Source organism: Bradyrhizobium sp. Kon37 (genome assembly GCF_055807535.1).
Genome location: NZ_JBVVOY010000144.1, coordinates 1 through 435, shown reverse-complemented (window position 1 = coordinate 435; position 435 = coordinate 1). Strand labels below are relative to the sequence as shown.

Below are 435 nucleotides of genomic sequence, written 5' to 3'. Positions count from 1 at the left end.
GTTCGCTGCTCGGCGGGGCAGTGCGCCGCGCCGGCGGCGTCGTGGATGGCTCGGGTTGGCTGGCCTGCGACGGCCGGCGAAAGGTGCGCAGCAGCTCGTTATCGACCGGCTGCGGCGTCGGGGCCGCCGCCTTGCGCTGCGGTCGGTGTTCCTTCTTCGGCTCGCGCAGCTTGAACAGCATGATCGCGGAAACCAGCAGCAACGCCGCGCCTACGCCTCCCGCGATGTAGAACAGCATCGGATTCATTCTTCGGTCCTCCTTGTAGCGGAACCGTTGTCTGTGCGGCGCGGGTGGCCCGCGCCGCTGTCTTTGGGGATCAGCCCTCGATGAGCGCGACCAGTTTCACGTCGGCAAGGTTCGCCTCGAACTCCTGGCCGTCGTCCTCGTACTTCAACCAGGCATAGCCTTCCGCCGGCGGCCGACGGTTGAGGATA

2 protein-coding genes are annotated in these 435 nt (G+C 67.1%); both read right to left on the bottom strand.

Annotation, left to right across the window (positions count from 1 at the left end; genetic code table 11):
- On the bottom strand, nucleotides 1-247 hold a 247-nt coding region (locus AC0L3J_RS37515; RefSeq protein WP_473350444.1), incomplete at its 3' end, for a hypothetical protein.
- 70 nt (nucleotides 248-317) lie between these two features.
- Complete coding sequence (locus tag AC0L3J_RS37510) at nucleotides 318-434, bottom strand: transcriptional repressor KorB C-terminal beta-barrel domain-containing protein (protein WP_473350445.1); 117 nt, start codon at nucleotides 432-434, stop codon at nucleotides 318-320.
- Nucleotide 435: the final 1 nt, after the last annotated feature.